At 64.2% G+C, this 16136-nt stretch carries 15 protein-coding genes; 10 read left to right on the top strand and 5 right to left on the bottom strand.

Features of this window, described 5'->3' with window-relative positions; all coding sequences use genetic code 11:
• Positions 1 to 27 precede the first annotated feature (27 nt).
• Positions 28 to 639 (top strand): TetR family transcriptional regulator, encoded by a 612-nt coding sequence (locus tag CH294_RS11215; RefSeq protein ID WP_094737977.1) that lies wholly within the window; start codon positions 28 to 30, stop codon positions 637 to 639.
• Positions 640 to 651: 12 nt separating this feature from the next.
• Here the strand turns inward: CH294_RS11215 and CH294_RS11210 are convergent, their stop codons facing one another.
• On the bottom strand, positions 652 to 1224 hold the full coding sequence (locus CH294_RS11210) for a TetR/AcrR family transcriptional regulator (RefSeq protein WP_037153023.1): 573 nt from the start codon (positions 1222 to 1224) through the stop codon (positions 652 to 654).
• A gap of 102 nt (positions 1225 to 1326) precedes the next feature.
• Here CH294_RS11210 and CH294_RS11205 point away from each other — a divergent pair, with 102 nt between their 5' ends.
• Genes CH294_RS11205 through CH294_RS11190 form a run of 4 tightly spaced genes read left to right on the top strand, consistent with a single transcriptional unit; the run spans position 1327 to position 5740 of the window.
• Complete coding sequence (locus CH294_RS11205; RefSeq protein ID WP_094737976.1) at positions 1327 to 2241, top strand: metal-dependent hydrolase; 915 nt, start codon at positions 1327 to 1329, stop codon at positions 2239 to 2241.
• A gap of 11 nt (positions 2242 to 2252) precedes the next feature.
• A complete protein-coding gene (locus CH294_RS11200) occupies positions 2253 to 3362 on the top strand; it encodes a PDR/VanB family oxidoreductase (RefSeq protein WP_170944691.1) in 1110 nt (369 codons plus the stop codon).
• 12 nt (positions 3363 to 3374) lie between these two features.
• A complete protein-coding gene (locus tag CH294_RS11195; protein ID WP_094737974.1) occupies positions 3375 to 4910 on the top strand; it encodes an NAD(P)/FAD-dependent oxidoreductase in 1536 nt (511 codons plus the stop codon).
• A complete protein-coding gene (locus CH294_RS11190) occupies positions 4907 to 5740 on the top strand; it encodes an SDR family NAD(P)-dependent oxidoreductase (protein ID WP_094737973.1) in 834 nt (277 codons plus the stop codon). The genes CH294_RS11195 and CH294_RS11190 overlap by 4 nt, the downstream gene beginning before the upstream one ends.
• A gap of 18 nt (positions 5741 to 5758) precedes the next feature.
• On the opposite strand, the gene CH294_RS11185 is transcribed toward CH294_RS11190, so the two are convergent.
• Positions 5759 to 6412, bottom strand: coding sequence for a TetR/AcrR family transcriptional regulator (locus tag CH294_RS11185; protein ID WP_094737972.1), 654 nt, complete (start codon positions 6410 to 6412; stop codon positions 5759 to 5761).
• Positions 6413 to 6536: 124 nt separating this feature from the next.
• On the opposite strand from CH294_RS11185, the gene CH294_RS11180 reads away from it, so the two are divergent.
• From CH294_RS11180 to CH294_RS11165, 4 genes are read left to right on the top strand one after another with little or no spacing between them, the layout of a single operon-like run.
• The gene (locus CH294_RS11180; RefSeq protein ID WP_032405095.1) at positions 6537 to 7670 is read left to right on the top strand and encodes a VOC family protein; all 1134 of its coding nucleotides are present in this window, start codon (positions 6537 to 6539) and stop codon (positions 7668 to 7670) included.
• Positions 7667 to 8602: a fumarylacetoacetate hydrolase family protein gene (locus CH294_RS11175; RefSeq protein ID WP_094737971.1), complete on the top strand. Its 936-nt coding sequence runs from the start codon at positions 7667 to 7669 to the stop codon at positions 8600 to 8602. Before CH294_RS11180 ends, CH294_RS11175 begins: the two co-directional genes overlap by 4 nt.
• Complete coding sequence (locus CH294_RS11170) at positions 8599 to 10224, top strand: bifunctional 3-(3-hydroxy-phenyl)propionate/3-hydroxycinnamic acid hydroxylase (protein WP_094737970.1); 1626 nt, start codon at positions 8599 to 8601, stop codon at positions 10222 to 10224. The genes CH294_RS11175 and CH294_RS11170 overlap by 4 nt, the downstream gene beginning before the upstream one ends.
• Positions 10221 to 11036 carry an SDR family oxidoreductase gene (locus CH294_RS11165; protein ID WP_094737969.1) on the top strand — a complete coding sequence of 272 codons (816 nt, stop codon included), beginning with the start codon at positions 10221 to 10223 and terminating at the stop codon, positions 11034 to 11036. Before CH294_RS11170 ends, CH294_RS11165 begins: the two co-directional genes overlap by 4 nt.
• Here CH294_RS11165 and CH294_RS11160 read toward each other — a convergent pair.
• Genes CH294_RS11160 through CH294_RS11150 form a run of 3 tightly spaced genes read right to left on the bottom strand, consistent with a single transcriptional unit; the run spans position 11033 to position 14707 of the window.
• Entirely contained in the window at positions 11033 to 12136 is a 1104-nt protein-coding gene (locus CH294_RS11160) for a lipase family protein (RefSeq protein ID WP_141216489.1), read from the bottom strand. The two genes, CH294_RS11165 and CH294_RS11160, sit on opposite strands and share 4 nt — an antisense overlap.
• A gap of 53 nt (positions 12137 to 12189) precedes the next feature.
• Positions 12190 to 13317, bottom strand: a complete 1128-nt coding sequence (locus CH294_RS11155; RefSeq protein ID WP_080737395.1) for a HoxN/HupN/NixA family nickel/cobalt transporter — start codon at positions 13315 to 13317, stop codon at positions 12190 to 12192.
• A gap of 28 nt (positions 13318 to 13345) precedes the next feature.
• Positions 13346 to 14707: an MFS transporter gene (locus CH294_RS11150; protein WP_094737967.1), complete on the bottom strand. Its 1362-nt coding sequence runs from the start codon at positions 14705 to 14707 to the stop codon at positions 13346 to 13348.
• 184 nt (positions 14708 to 14891) lie between these two features.
• On the opposite strand from CH294_RS11150, the gene CH294_RS11145 reads away from it, so the two are divergent.
• Positions 14892 to 15944 (top strand): DUF3068 domain-containing protein, encoded by a 1053-nt coding sequence (locus CH294_RS11145; RefSeq protein ID WP_170944690.1) that lies wholly within the window; start codon positions 14892 to 14894, stop codon positions 15942 to 15944.
• Positions 15945 to 16136 lie beyond the last annotated feature (192 nt).

Below are 16136 nucleotides of genomic sequence, written 5' to 3'. Positions count from 1 at the left end.
ACGACAGCACCCGGCTACGTTGTATCGATGACCGAAGAGCGCCGTAAGACTCGATACGCACGTGGCCAGGAGCGCCGCGACGCCCTGGTCGACGCGGCCATCGGCGTGATCGGCACCCGCGGACTCGAACGCGTCTCGTTTCGTTCCGTGGCCGATGCTGCAGGCTTCCCGCCGTCGACCACCAGCTATTTCTTCGGCTCGGTCGGTGAGCTCATCGATGCCGCGATCACTCGAATTGCCGAGAACGTGACGACGAAGGTCACCGCGCTCCTCGAGGTGGCGCACACCGGCGGCCTCACGCGCGACGATCTCGCCGACGCGATCATGGACCTGGTCTCGCTGCTCTCCTCCCCCGAGGACGACGACTCGCTCGTCCAGTTCGAGGCATACCTTGCCGTGCGCAGACGGCCCGAGCTGGCGGATTCGGTGCACCGAATCATGCGGATGATCGAGGAGGCGGCAGAAGCGGCGCTCAGGGCATTCGGCATCGCGGAACCACATCTACCGGCTCGGCATTTCCTGGCCTTGATCGACGGCTACACCCTGCACGAGATCGCCAGGCCCACACCGGGTGGCAATCGGGCCGAACTGAAGGATGTACTGCTGCGCGTGCTCGACTCGTACATGCCGCGAGCCTGAGGCCGGAGCTCGCTAGCCAGCACCTACGAGAAGCGGCACGATGCTGCGGTGCGCGAAGGCGAGCAAGTCGTCGTACGTCTCGAGGGCAGCGCCTGCAGCAGGCGTCAACAGGATCGAATGCACAACGCGAACCACGATTTCGGGGGCATCAGGTACTGCGAAACTGTCCGAGTCCACCTCTCCCCGGGCGATCTGCGCGGCAGCGTCTATCGCGGACGCGAGCAATGCCGACGCATTGGTCGTCAACTGTTCGAGCACCAACGCACTCTCGGAATCGAACATCTTGAGCAGAACGGGGTTGGTTCGCACCGAATCGATCGTCGTCGCGAATCCGTGCGCAGCTCGATCCGCACGCGACGACTGTTCGGCGGCCGCTGCCGCCACCGCGACGAACAGCCTCGTCGATTCACGCGCCATGACCGCGCGTACCAGCTCGTCCTTGGAGCCGATGCGGCGATAGACCGTCACCCGGTTGATCTTGGCGCGCTTGGCCACGTCGCCGATGGTCGTTCTGGGAATGCCGACCTCGCCGAACAACTCCAACGCGGCATCGAGGATCGGCCCGTCGTCACCGTCTGGATGCATCGTCCGATCCTAACGTCACCCTCGATCGTTCCATGCAACATTGCAACACTAATTGTTGCTATGTAGCATCAGAACATCAGCATCTCGACGAATGGAGCTCGAATGTCTCGCGACAGAGCGATCGACCCGAACGCGCGCCACACGGACGAGTCCTACGCGATCGTGGCCCGTGCGGTGACGTTCGACTGGACCGGCGTTCCGCTGCAGTACATTCCGCACGAGTGGTACGCCACCCACTTCTGGAACGTGATGCATCTGGTTCTGCCCGAGGGCGAACGGGCGATGGCCGACGTGTTCGCCCTCGCGCTTCCCTATATCGACGACCGCAGACTGCACGAGGAGGTCGTCGGATTCGTCGGGCAGGAGGCCACTCACGCGTCCTCCCACGAAGGCTTCCGCACCTACCTCGTTGCCCACGGAGTCGACATCGAACCGATCCTGCAGCGGATTCGATTCGCGGTGGGCGTGGTGTTCGGCGACCACGGCCTCACCGGCCGGGCAGCCAAGGCATGGCTCAACGAGAGGCTCGGAATCTACGCAGCGGCAGAGCACTTCACCGCCGTGGTAGGTGAATGGCTCTTGGACAACACCGAATTCGACCGCATCGGCGTCGACCCCACGATGCTGGACCTGCTCCGCTGGCACGGTGCCGAGGAACTCGAACACCGCAACGTGGCATTCGACGCATTCCAGTACGTCGACGGTGGTGGATTTCGCCGCGCCCGCACCGCAGTGATAGCCAGCGCGGGGTTGGCGGTGTTGTGGTTCAGCACCGCCGCGTACCTGTACAAGAATTCGGTCGCCACCCCGCGCACCGGGAAACGCCGACTTCGCACCCCGTGGCCTTTCGCCTTCGCGCGAGCGTCTCGCAAGCAACTCATCCCGGGCCTGTCGTTCCTGTTCGTCCAACTCGCCCTGTACATCCGACCGGGTTTTCACCCATCGAAGATGGGCGACATCGACAAGGCCGTGCGATACCTCGCACAGTCACCCGCTGCACTGGCTGCCCAGCAGTGACGACTACAGCAGTGACGACTACAGCACCTCCGGTGCACAGCCATCTGGGCGAGGTCACCGTGACCGCGCCCGGCCTCGGCCTGCGGGCCGTCGGTGCCGCGTCCCGTTTCTACGCCAAGTTGGTCACCGACTCGTCCCTCGTGACCGCCCTGTCCCCGGCCCGACCGCGGCGATGCGTCGGCTACGAATTCGAGACCACCATCGACGAGATCGTCGACGAGGCCGAGGACGTGCGCTCACTGTTGCTCCGTCGCAGCGACGGTGCTGCATTGCCGACCTGGTTGCCCGGTGCACACGTCGACGTCACCACCCCGTCCGGTTCGGTGCGGCAGTACTCGCTCGCCGGACATCCCAGCGCAGGTGATCGCTACCGCATCAGCGTCCGCAAGATACCCGGCGGCACGGCCTCCGCAGAGATCCACACCCTCTCCCGCGGCGATGTTCTGCGAGTTCGCGGACCCCGCAACGCTTTTCCGATGGCAGCCGCCGAGCACTACCTCTTCGTGGCCGCCGGCATCGGCATCACCCCCATCCGGTCCATGATCGAACGCGCAGTCGCCGAGGGCACACGGTGGACGCTCTACTACCACGGAAGATCGCGTGCGAGTCTGCCGTTCGTCGCCGAACTGCAACAGATGGCGCTCGCCTCACATGGTCACGTGATCGTCAGAACCGATGACGTCGAGGGACTTCCCATTCCTGCGGACATCGTCGATCTCGGAACGGGATCCTCGGCCCTGTACGTCTGCGGACCCGCGGCTCTCTCGCGCAGATTGCGCGCGGAGGCCGCCGGCAGCACCGCGGTTCGGGAATTCCACACCGAATTGTTCGCGCCTGCACCGGTGGTCGACGGCACCCCATTCGTACTGAAGCTCGACGGCTCCGGCGACACCATCGAGGTCGGTGCGCAGGAGACTGCTCTCGACGCGCTCCGAAAAATTCGGCCGGATCAACCGTTCTCGTGCCGCCAGGGCTTCTGCGGGGCCTGCGTCGTGGGGCTCGTCGGCGGCCGCGTCGAGCACCGCGACCGCGTGCTGAGCACCACCGAGCGCGAGAATTCACTCACCCTGTGCGTCTCACGTGGCGCGGTCGACGGCGAAGTTCTCGTCCTCGATCTGTAGAAGGAGACCCCCATGACTGCAACACATTCCACTGCCGACACGGCCGTGCCGCACATCGACATCGCTATCGTCGGCGCGGGCTTCGGAGGTCTCGGGGCCGCGATCAGGCTCGAGCAGGAAGGCCGCAGCGACTTCTTGATCTTCGAGCGTGATACCGCCGTCGGTGGAACCTGGCATGTCAACACCTATCCCGGTGCCCAATGCGACATTCCATCGGCGCTGTATTCGTTCTCGTTCGCGCCCAATCCCAACTGGACGCGCTTGTATCCGCTGCAGCCCGAGATCGAGCAGTACCTCGACGACTGCACCGACCGGTTCGGAATCCGGAATCGAATCCGCTTCGGACACGAGGTACTCGACGCGACGTGGGACGACGAGCGAGCGCAGTGGGTGGTTCGCACGAGCGGCGGGACATGGACTTCTCGGATCCTGATCGGAGCCCTCGGCCCGTTCAGTGAACCGGCCACTCCCGCTATCGCAGGGCTGGATTCGTTCTCGGGCTCGGTGTTCCACTCCGCGAACTGGGACCACGACTATTGCGTGAAGGGTCGACGCCTCGCCGTCATCGGCACCGGTGCTTCGGCGGTGCAGTTCGTCCCTCGTCTGGCCCCCGAGGCCGGGCATCTCACGTTGTTCCAGCGGACACCGACGTGGATTCTTCCGCACCCCGACCGGCCTATCTCCGACTCCGTCAAATCCGTGTTCGAGAAGTTCCCACCGGCTCAGCGCGCCATGCGTCGCATGTTCGATCTGTTCCAGGAAGCGTTGGTGCCGGGATTGATTCGGCACCGTTCTCTGCTGGCCCCACTGACTGCACTCGGGCGCGCACACCTGCGGCGTCAGGTGAAGGATCCGATTCTTCGCGAGAAGCTCACGCCCTCTTATGAATTCGGTTGCAAACGGCCGACCTTCTCCAACAAGTTCTACCCGGCTCTGTGCCGGGAGAACGTCACCGTCGAGACCACCGGCATCGACGCAATCGTGCCCGAGGGAATCGTCACGACCGACGGAACGGTGCACGAGGTGGATGCGATCGTTCTCGGAACCGGCTTCACCGTCGCCGGCCACTCGGGCTTCCGACGCATCGTCGGGCGAGGCGGAACGTCGCTGGCGGACACGTGGCCGGGCGGCGAGATGTCGTCGTATCGAGGGACCACGGTGCACGGTTTTCCGAACTTCTTCATGCTGCTCGGCCCCAATTCGGTGGTGTACACCTCGCAGGTCGTCACCATCGAAGCACAGGTGAACTACATCCTGGCGGCCCTGCGCGCCATGGACTCCCACGCGATCTCGGCGCTCGAAGTGAGCAGGCGCGCGCAGACCGAGTTCGCCGATCACACCGATGAACTACTGGCAGGGTCGGTGTGGAACTCGGGCGGATGCAGCAGCTACTACCTGAGCCCCTCGGGCCGAAACGTCACCTATTGGCCGGGTTCGGTCCGCAACTTCACTCGACGCATGTCCACCATCGAGCTCGACCATTATCACTGTCGGAGTGCGGCGGCCGGTGTGGATCCGACGCTCGTGACGACGAAGGACCTCGTATGAACAAGTCCATGGACCTCACCGGCAAGGTCGGGTTGGTGACGGGTGGGGCACGCGGCATCGGAGCTGCGACCGTGGCGTCACTACTGTCCGCGGGAGTCCGAGTGGCGGTGGTGGATCGAGACTTTCCACCCGGGACGACCGGTTCCGACAAGACACTTCACCTCGTCGGTGACGTCACCGATCCGGCAGCGATGGTGGACTGCGTCGCGGCAACGATCGACACGTTCGGCCGCCTCGACATCGTGATCGCCAATGCCGGAATCACCCCGCCGCCCGCGACGATTCGGTCGATCGACCGCGCCGTCTTCGACTCGGTGATGGCAGTGAACTTCGGCGGCGTCCTCAACATCGTACGGGCCGCTGCCGACGAGATCGTGGCGAGCGGCGGCCACATACTGCTCGTATCGTCCTGTGCTGCATTCACTCCCGGCATGGGCGGGTCTGCGTACATGGTGAGCAAGGGTGCCGTGGAACAGTTGGGACGCGCTCTGCGTATCGAGTTCGCTGCCGTCGGCGCATCGGCCGGTCTTGCGTACTTCGGAGTGGTGGATACCGACCTGGCGCGTCACACCCTCGACGACGACCCGATCGGTCAGCGAATCGGGGGATTGCTCCCATGGCCGCTGGGCCGACGCCTGCCGTCCCAGCGCGCCGCGGAGTTGCTGGTCCGCGCGGTCCGCACCCGTCGGGCACGACTGATAGCCCCTGCTGTGTGGACGCCGTACTTCTGGCTCCGCGGAATTATCAACCCGATTCTGGAACGTCGGCTTGTCCACGACCGCGCGATCGCTCAGATCATTCGCGATCTTGAATCGACTCGCGCACGCTGACATTCGTGCGGTGGTGCGCTACTCGCTCTCGTCCCCCACGCTCGGGACGTCACTCATCGGCGGCAGCGGTCGCGAGCACAGGTCCTGGGCGTCGCCGTCGGACATTCCCAGCGCGAGCAGCACGGTGTACGCCATCCGGTCCACAGCCTCGCCGTCGTCACGATCGGGTTGCTCGAGCAGGAGCTGGCCGAGACCGAGCAACGCCCCTGCCACCAGAGCCAGGGACAACTGAATGTCCTCGACCCGGAAATACCCTGCATCGATTCCGGCCACGATGTCTCTCGCCGCACGTGGACCGAGGCCGTGCTGCGACGTGATCAACTCGGGACCGGAGTGGATGAGTACCCGGCTCAGTTCCGGTTGCAGCCGAAAGAGTCGGCCGGATATTCGGAACGACCGAGTGAATGCCTCGGCGGGATCTGCGCCTGCGTCGGTCAACGAGTCCAGGTAGCGTCCCAGCAGTTCCAGGGCACCGTCGACCGCCGACTGGAACAGTTGCTCGCGGCTGACGAAGTGGTTGTAGAAGGAACCCATCCCCACGTCGGCCGCCTGGGTGATCTCCGCGATCGGAGCATTCAGCTCGCCCCGAGCGATGAAGCCTTGCGCCGCCGCAATCAGCGCGCCACGGGTGCGCGCCTTCCGCCGTTCGAGGCGATTCTGGGTCTCCACCATGTTGCCTACCTCTGTCTACGCTGGTCTTCCCGCTGACCTTTCCTCACCGCTGACGAATTTGTCAATACTCTTGACTGACTCTGCACTCATAGGTGACGATAGTGTCAACAACGAGGGAGGGCTGATGGGACACGACGTCGACGGCCACAAGAACATGCATGTGGATCAGGGCGCGCTACCAGGCGAACACCCGGGGAAAGCCACCGACCCGATCGTCAAGGTGCGCGACATCGCCTGGCTCGAGTTCCGCAAACCCGACCTGGCCAAGGCCGAGGCGTTCGCCGTGGCGTTCGGATTCACCGTCTCGCTGCGGACGTCCGAGGAGATTCACCTTCGTGGCACCCACATCGGCTCACCGTGCGTGATCATCCGACGCGGTAAGCGAACGCGATTCGTCGGTGCAGCGTTCGCCGCCGCCGAGGATGCCGACGTCGTCCGACTCGCCGAGGCCACCGGGCAGCGCGTCCACCGACTGCCCGACACCCTCGGCGGTATCGCCGTCACTCTGACCGATCCGGGCGGTCAGCCCGTCCAGGTCGTCTCGGGATACACCGAACACCCGGAGCTTCCGGGCCAGGACACACACACCTACAACTTCGGCGATCCCCGCAACCGGGTGAACGCCACTCAGCGCCCACCGCATCAGCCCGCGCGAGTACAACGACTCGGGCATGTGGTGCTGCAGCGAGTGGACTACCTGGAGAACCTGAACTGGTACCTGCATCACCTGGGACTGATCGTCAGCGATTTCCTCTACTACGACGGCCAACGCGACCGAGGCCCGGTGATGAGCTTCATCCGCTGCGATCGCGGCAGCATCCCGTCCGATCATCACACGCTCGCCATGACTCTCGGTCCGTCGAATCGGTACGTGCACTCGGCGTATCAGGTGACCGACATCGATGCCATCGCCGCCGGTGGCGAATTCCTCACCGAGCGTGGGTACAAGCATTCCTGGGGTATCGGCAGACACATCCAGGGCAGCCAGATCTTCGACTACTGGCGTGATCCCGACGGTTTCCTGGTGGAGCATTTCAGCGACGGCGACATGTTCGACAGTTCGCTCGAACCCGGCTGGGCACCGATGACGGCGTCGGGCCTCGCACAGTGGGGCCCACCGGCATCCAAGGACTTTCTCGGAATCGCGCCGAGCAAAGCGTCTCTGCACGAACTGAAATCGATCCTCTCCTCGCTACGCAACAACAACGAATTCGACACCGAACGCCTTCGCGGCCTGATGAAAGTGGCTTCCTCATGAGCATCGCTGTACTACGCACCGCCGACGCCTGGTGGGTCGAGACCCCGAACGGAGCGTCGCGCATCGACACTTCGGCAACCACCACTGCCGAGCTTCTGGCCGATCGCGTGGCCGTGGATGCAGCGCGTGCCGGCACCGATGTTGTTGCGGTGGAGACACTGTCGCTGCTCTCCCCGGTCACCGCACCATGCCGCGTGATGGCGAACATGACCAATTTCGTCTCGCACGTCAAGGATTCGGGCATGAACCCCGAGACGGTGCCGCTGACGTTCTTCCGGAAGACCTCGGGTTCGATCAGCGGCCCCACCGATGACGTCGTCAAGCCCCCGCACGTGAAACTTCTCGATTACGAGATCGAGATCGGTCTGGTGTTCGGCAAGACTCTGACCGTCGGCACCAAGATCGACGCCACCAATGTGGCCGAGTACGTGGCGGGACTCGTACTCACCAACGACGTCTCGGCGCGTGACGTGCAGCTGCCGAAAACCCAGTTCTACGAGGGCAAGTCGTACCCCACCTTCACTCCTGTAGGCCCACGATTGGTACTGCTGGAGCAGGGCGAGTTCGATCGATTCGGCGAGCTGGCCATGACGCTCCGAGTGAACGGCACTGTCCGACAGGACAGTACGGTCGCAGACATGATCTTCCGGCCGGTCGAATCACTGAAGGCGCTGAGCAAGTTCCAGCGCATCGATCCCGGCGACCTGCTCCTCACCGGCACACCCGGCGGTACCGCCCTCAAGGCTCCCGCCAAGCCGATCGAGATGATCGGTGCTCTGATTCCGCCGTCGGTCAAGTGGAAGGTCTTCTTCAAGAAGCAGGCCAAGAATCCCGACTTCCTGCAGGACGGCGACGTGCTCGAACTGACGAGCTCGACTCCCGACGGAGCCCTGGATCTGGGGGTTCAGCGCACCCGGGTCTCCTACCGATGAGCGAACACGAGCCCGACGGCGCGCACCACCGGGTGGTGATCGTCGGCGCTGGGCCGACGGGGATGACCGCCGCGCTCCAGCTGGCCCGGTACGGCGTACCCACTCTCGTCCTCGACCGCTGGGCAGATGTCTATCCCCAGCCGCGCGCGGTCCACCTCGACGACGAGGTGTACCGAATTCTCCACGACATCGGTGTGGCAGAGGATTTCGCCGCCATCTCACGTCCGGCGCGCGGGCTACGACTGTGCACCAAGGACCTGCGGACCCTGGCCGAGTTCGAGCGCGATCCCGACGACAGACCGCACGGCTATCCGCAGGCCAACATGTTCGATCAACCCGAACTCGAGCGTCTGATGCGTTCTCACATTGCTCGCTACGACGGCATTGCGATGCGCGGAGGATGCGAGATCACCGATGTACAGAATCTGAAAGACAGTGTCCGGGTCTCGTACACGTCCACCGAGGACGGAACGCCGCACTGGGTGACCGCCGACTACGTTCTCGGGTGCGACGGTGCCAACAGTGTGGTGCGCAGGTCCATCGGCTCGAAAATGGAGGATCTCGGTTTCGAGCAGCGCTGGCTGGTCGTCGATATCGAGACCGATGTCGACCTCGACCAGTGGGACGGTGTGCATCAGGTGTGCGATTCCGAGAGATCGGCGACGTACATGCGTATCGGAACCACGCGCTACCGCTGGGAGTTCCAGATGCTCGACGGCGAAACCCTCGACGAGTTCACCGATCTCTCGGCAGTACACCCACTGATCGCACCGTGGTTCGTTGCGGTGGAGATCCCTGAGATGAAGCTGATTCGCAGTGCCGAGTACACCTTCAAGGCACAGATTGCCGATCGGTGGCGTGATCGCCGGGTCTTCGTCCTGGGCGACGCCGCGCATCTGACACCGCCGTTCATCGGTCAGGGAATGGGAGCAGGATTGCGCGACGCCCGCAACCTGGTGTGGAAGTTGGTCGGCGCACTCGACGGACACGTGCCCCAGTCCGCGCTGGACAGCTACGAGACCGAACGAAAGACGCACGCCAAGGCCATGATCAGGCTGGCCGTGATGATAGGGCGGGCCATGACCGGCGGGAGCAAGCTCACCGGCATCATGCGAACCAACATCGCGCCCGTCCTCGGACATCTTCCGGTCATCGGCGACAAGGTCACCGCGAGCACTACGCCCTCCCTCGTCGGGTCGCAGTACGTTCTGCGATCGCCGATGCAGCCTCGCTCACTCGCCGGACAACTCTGCCCGAACAGCCTGTTGGACAATGGGATGCGACTCGATGATCGCGCACCTGGGCAGTTCCTGTTTCTCGCGTCGACACCCCTGACCGTGGAGCAGCGACGCGAGGTCCAGCGGCGCGGTGCCGCAGTGGTGGAAGTAGCGGCCTCGTCCGATCTCGGCTTGTGGCTGCGGCGCGGTCGCGCTGTTGCAGCGATCGTTCGTCCGGACCGGACGGTGATGTCGGCCGGCAAGTCGGTGCCGTCCCTGCACACAGTGGTGCCGAGCACCACACTGTGCACCGAAGATCGCCCCTCGCCCAACGCGACGAAACCTGTTCACACAACCAGTTCCACGCGCACAGCACCTCGCACAGCAACCAAGAGGCGTAGATGAATACTGCAATTGTCACCGGAGCGACCTCCGGAATCGGCGAGGCGATCGCCGAACTTCTCATCGCTCGCGGCTTTCGCGTCATCGGGACGAGCCGCAACAGCTCGAACGTGTCCGACCCGATCCCAGGCGTCGACTACCGCGATCTCGACCTGACGGATCCGGGATCGATTCGCGCGTTCGTGGACGGAATCGGCGACACCCCGATCGATGTGCTGATCAACAATGCCGGTGAAAGTCAGTGCGGACCGATCGAAGAACTCCCCATCGAGGCGATCACCCGGCTGTTCCAGCTCAACGTCTTCGGCGCGATCGAGCTGACCCAGGCCGTACTACCGGCGATGCGCGAGCGTGGACGCGGACGAATCATCAACGTCGGGTCGATGCTGGCGAGTTTCCCGCTGGCCTACCGTTCCTCGTACGCCGCGACGAAGGCTGCAATCAAGGGGTTCGCCACCGCGGCGCGGTTCGAGCTCGAGCCGTTCGGAGTCGACATCACCACAGTCGAACCCGGCTCGATCGCCACCGGGCTCTCGGCGCGTCGCACCAAGTACTGCGGACCGCATTCGCCGTATCTACGCGATTTCACCACAGTGATCGCAAAGCTCGACGCCAAAGAGGCACAGGGTATCTCGGCCGAGACCGTCGCCAAGACGGTGTTGCGAGCCGTCGAGGACAAGAAAACTCTTCCGATCTACGCCGTCGGCAGCAATGCGCCTGCAGTGTTCCTCGCCCAACGATTGCTGCCGCGCACCGTGCTCGAAAAGTTCACGGCTCGGGCGTACGGTCTGCCCAGCAAGCGCCCGGTCACCTAGCGGAACAGTCCTGCGACGAACGGGATCGTGTCGGCCTGGGACTGAACGAGGGCTCCACTGTGGTCGGTGTTGTAGGCCCGGAACGTCACAGGCTGACCGGCGGCCGTGAGACGGGCGACGTAGGCGGCAGTGGTCGGGAACGGAACGTCGATGTCCTGCAGCCCGTTTCCCATGAAGAAGGGCTTGTCGAATCCGGTTTCGGGCATCGCCATGTAGTCGTCGAGCACGGCCGTGAAATTGGGCAGGCTGGTCAGCGGCGCGGTGAAGAAATCGCCGATCTTCACGCCGTCGAGTTGCTCCTCGAGGTCCGACACACACGCCGTCTCGGCCAGGTCTGCGTACTTCTTTCCGAGGGGGGTCAAGATGTTGTCCAGCCCGAGCTCGGGGTGCGCGTAGCGCAACGAAGCGCCGATGTACGCGACGTACGCAGTCAGTCCCGACGGTAGCTCCACGGGCGGAACTCCCGGTCCACCGATAGAGACCAACTTCTCGATGTACGCGGGGGTTCCGGTGCCGACTGCCCCGCGATAGTCCAGATCCGGTCCACCGAATTCGGTTGCGTACCGAGCGGTGTAGATCGCTGCGCCGCCGCCCTGCGATTGGCCGACGGCCACCCAGGATCGCGAGAGGTCTTCGCTGTAATTGCGGCCTGCCTTGACCATGTCCACGACGTTGTGTGCCGTGGTCCTACCGTCGAGATACGTGGGCAAACCGGGTGTTCCGAGTCCGGCGTAGTCACTGGCGACGATGGCGTAGCCCTGCGCGAGCCAGTTCCCCAGATACGGCAGATCACGTTCGGCCAGAGCCGGTCCCGCGACGGACGGTGCGCACGAGTCACCGAGTCCGGACGTGCCGTGGGCCCACGAGATCACCGGCCAACCGCCGTCCGGGGCAGTGCCCTGCGGCAGGAAGACGGTGCCGGTGCTGAGCGCCTTCTCGCCGAACGTGTCGGTGGTGACGTAGGTGAGCACTTCGGCCGAGGACGAACCGGGAATCCAGAAGTCCTGTGGCAGCTCACGACTGGAGACGACGTCACCGATGTCCTGCGTGATCGCCGGTGCTGCGGAGGCCGGGGCCGCGAGCAGTGTCGAACTCGCCATGCTGGCGGCGAGCGCTGCGACGACTGCGAGGACACCGATCCGACGACGAGCAATCACTGATTCTCCATTGCATTCGAGTGTGCGAGAACGCCACCGCGTTCGTCGATGCGCGCCACCTTGTAATACACGACCGCGCCGATCCAGACAACGAAGAACGTGCCGACGACGAGTTGGCCGGCCAGATTCAGATCGATGACGGCCAGTGCGTCCCACAGGCCACCGGTCAGCTCGAACTGCTCGGCAAGCAGGGTCAGCAGCTGCACCGTCCCGATCACCAGGGCTACGAAGACCGAGAGGCCCGTCATCGTCATGTTGTAGTAGATCTTGCGGACCGGGGTGACGAACGCCCAGCCGTATGCCTTGGACATGAAAATGCCGTCGATCGTGTCCATCGTGGTCATGCCCGCGGCGAACAGGACCGGCAGCGCGATGATCGCCATCGGTGGGAGTCCGCCTGCGATAGCGGTGGTGCCGGCGATGGCGAGCAGACCGACCTGAGTGGCGGTATCGAAACCGAGCCCGAACAACAGGCCGAGCGGGTACATCTGCCACGAGTGGTTGATCATCTTGTCGTAGCGGCCCCGGAACAGTCGATTCATCAAGCCGCGCTTGGCCAGCAGCTCGTCGAGCCCGGCCTCGGTGAACTCACCGCGTTTCGCGCGCCGCCACACCCCGACGATGCCGGCGAGGACCGCGATGTTCAGCGCGGCGATGAGATAGAGGAACGTTCCGGACACCAACGTGCCGATGATGCCGCCGACCCCGGCGAAGGCATCCTGGAATGCCGTCGCCTGCGAGGCGACGAAGGCAATAGCGGCGACGAACACGAACACGACGGTCGAGTGACCGAGCGAGAAGAACAGCCCGACGGCCAACGGCCGCTTGCCCTTCTGCAAGAGAAAGCGGGTGGTGTCGTCGATGGCGGCGATGTGATCGGCGTCGAACGCGTGCCTGAGACCGAGGGTGTACGCCAGCACGCCGGCTCCGGCGTAGACGAGGGTGCCGTCGGCTCCGGTCAGGCCGTGAATACTCGGAATGGAGTCGTAATGGGTGAACAGCCCCCACCCGATCACATGCAACGCGGCAATGAAGCCGGCCATCGCCAGCAGCCGAGGAACCTCGTCGAGAGTGAATCGACTCTGCCGTCTGCCGAGCTCGGCGCGCGATAGTTGGGTCGTCATGTCGATCATTGTCTCCGATGACGACGGATTACTCTTCTCGCGCTGCGGCGGCCAGGACGCGTTGCGCATCGCCTTCCACGGACCAGTAGGCCAGGAGGGCGAGAACTCCGCCGACGGCCAACAGCGGTAGGAGCGGAATCATGCCGACCGTGAGTGAGTTCGCAGCATCGGAGACCACGCCGACCAGGAGCGGCCCGACGGCACCGCCCACCGTCGCGGCGATCTGGAGCATGCCGAATCCCAGACCTCGGTCACGTGCCGGGACGACGTCGGCGACACACGCGGTGAGCGTGGGGAGGGCGAAAGCCGAGAAGAACGCGAAGACGGTGAGAAATACGACGAACACCACCGTGGAGTTCATTACGAGGGCAATCGACATGAAGACGCTGCCCAGCAGAATCCCGCCACCGCCGAGCAGTACTCGCCACTGCGCGAGGCTGGTCCCGATCATGGCTCGTCGGGTTGCCATCGCGGCGACGAGCGTGCCGATAACGATCCCCATAAGTGTCATTCCTCCGCCCGCCGTCGCGGCCGCCGATTCGGACAGGCCGTATCGGCGTTGCAGCAGACTCGGAAGCCAGAAGGTCAGACCACCGATCGACAGACTCATGACCGTCAGAGCCGCTCCGGTGAACCACAGCGTTCGGATGGGCAGAACTCGCCGTATCTGCGAGCCCAGCGGCCCGGACGGTGCTGCAGTCTGCGCGCTCGGGTCTGCATGGGCTGCCACCGTGTCGGCGTATCCACGTTCGGGTTCTTTCAGACGTGAGACGAGCACTGCAACAAGCAGTCCCGGGATCGTCATGACCATGAACGCCCCGCGCCAGCCCAGCCAGTCCGCCAGCACACCACCCAGGACGATGCCCGCGCCGCCCAGGTACGCGGACGTTCGCCACCAACCGAACGCGGTGGATCGTGTTGCAGGCGGATAGAAGTCGGCAAGCAGACTCGCGCTCGCCGGGTTGTCCACCGCCTCCGCGGCGGCAAGACCGACCCGCACGAGGTAGAAGATCAGGAAGGTGGGCGCAAGCGCCGAGCCCAGCGTCGCCAGAGACCACAGAACGACGACCCAGGTCACGATCCTGCCGCGATCGTGACGGTCGGCGAAGTACGCAGCCGGTATCGCCAGGACGCCCGCGGCGATCGCGGATGCACTGGGCAGCGATCCCGCCACCGCGTCGCCGAAACCCCATTCGGCCTGCAGCTGAGGAAGAACCGCGGCGACGAGGCTGAATTCGATACGGTCCACGAAGGCCACGAGGACCAACACGATCGCCGGTCCCCAGCCGAAAGGAAGGACTGCGGAACCGGGCCCGGTTCGCAACGTCCCGATGGTTCGCCAACGGCTGCCGCGATCGACCACCGTGCCTCGATCGATACCGGTCGCCATGGTCGTCCCCCTGTTCAGCGCGATCGACACCAGTGTGCACCGCGAGGCACAGTCTCAACATCAGTTGATGTCTCTGTCATTTCCCCCGAACGTGCTGACAGGTCACAACGCGGAAGCGGACATTCGACGCTTTCGTCACGGCAGTATGAGGTGGCCGAGATCGAAAACAGTGGGGACGATGTTCATGTCACGGGTCAGAATCGCGATGTGCGCGCTGGCAGGTCTGGGATCCTTCGCGATCGTCGTTGCGCTACTTCTGCCCACCCTCGTATATGACAGCCTGGCCGTGACTCCCCTCGACATCGCCGCCACCACGGTGGCCACCACGGCAGACGGAGCAGGCGGTGAGGTCCTCGACTCCAAGACGATCACGGGACCCGGCCCCTTGTCGATTGCAACAGGTGTTCCCCTCGTTCTCCAGCGGTACATCACCGTGGAGGACCCCTCCGACGCAGACCGCGTCACCTTCCAGGTCGGAGCCACGGTGCGACGCGCCGACCGCGACGGGGACGAGAGCCTGCTGACCGCCTCGGTGGATCGAGTGACCAGCGACCGGCGCACGGGCTTACCCGTCGAGCCGGCGGGATCACTACAGACCACCGTCGATTCGGCTGCTGTTCCATTGCCGCGCACAGGGTTACAGCATCGCTTTCCCTTCGATACGCAGCCGATCACGTACACGGTCTACGACGCGACGGCGTGGACGAGCTTCGAGGCGAACTTCGTGGAGGAACTCACCATGGAGGGGCTGCCGATCTATCACTTCCGATCGATCGTGACCGAAGCCGACCTCTCGACCACGACGCAATCGCCGATCAATTCGGTGACCCTGCCTGCATCGAAGTGGGGACTGGGCGACGGGGACGAACCGATCACGATGAAGCGGTGGTACTCGAACGTTCGCGACATCTACGTCGAACCCAGAAGCGGAAGCCTGGTGTGGGGCAAGGAAACCCCGTACCAGTACTTCGCGAGAGATCCGAAGATCCCCGAGGTCACCATTTTCAAGGCGTCGATCGCCCTGGACGAGACGGGCCGCTCGGAGCAGGTGGCCTCGGCGCGCGATGCAGCGAACAAACTGGCCTGGTTGACTTCTCGCGGACCGTTATTGGGATACACGGTCGGTGGGGCCTGCCTCGTCGGTGCCGTTGCCGCCGGGATGATCGGGTCCCGTCGCGCACGCTCGCCCGAGCCCACCCGCCGAGATGCGGACGAAACCGTACACGCGTCTGTGTAGGTGGTCAAAGCGTCACTCAGGAACTCCCAACGCTCTCGACGCCATTGCTCTCAACACCGGCCTGGCGGTACGTGACGGACTACGTCCCGCGCTGTAAGGCGGCTCGAAGCTCAGGGCACGAAGTGATCTGCAACAGCTGAAGCCTCGTGACGTTCTCGAGTTGGGATGCAGCCGACGCCATCACCACTCGAA

The organism is Rhodococcus sp. 14-2483-1-1 (genome assembly GCF_002259335.1).
Classification (GTDB): Bacteria; Actinomycetota; Actinomycetes; order Mycobacteriales; family Mycobacteriaceae; genus Rhodococcoides.
The sequence above is the reverse complement of the archived record's forward strand: the minus strand, read 5'-3'. Positions and strand labels throughout refer to the sequence as shown.